This is a genomic window from Paenibacillus sp. GbtcB18, from assembly GCF_019091125.1.
Taxonomy (GTDB): domain Bacteria; phylum Bacillota; class Bacilli; order Paenibacillales; family NBRC-103111; genus Paenibacillus_F; species Paenibacillus_F chitinolyticus.
In genome coordinates this window covers 1-235 of the sequence record NZ_JAGXJX010000891.1, presented here as the reverse complement: position 1 = coordinate 235, position 235 = coordinate 1, and the positions used below count along the sequence as shown (strand labels likewise).

The 235-nt window shown below is 63.4% G+C and carries 1 pseudogene; it reads right to left on the bottom strand.

The annotated features are described in order from the left end of the window. Nucleotides 1–197: pseudogene (locus tag KVT34_RS31220) on the bottom strand (carbohydrate ABC transporter substrate-binding protein); the annotation flags it as partial. Nucleotides 198–235: the final 38 nt, after the last annotated feature.

Here is a 235-nt window from a genome sequence, read left to right as displayed (position 1 = left end):
CCCCCTCCCCGGCCCCCGGCCCCCCACCAAAAAATTTCCCCTTTCTGGGCGCCGCCTGCCGCTGCCGACGAGGCCGGGGAAGACGCTCCGGGGGTTGTCTGCGCTCCGTTCCCGCCGCTTTCTCCGGCCCCGCAGCCTGCGATTAGTGTCGTACCTATCGTCATGACGGAGACTACCGTGGCCATCTTGCGTTTCATGCGATCGATACCCTTTTCGTTATATTTATGGGCCGCAA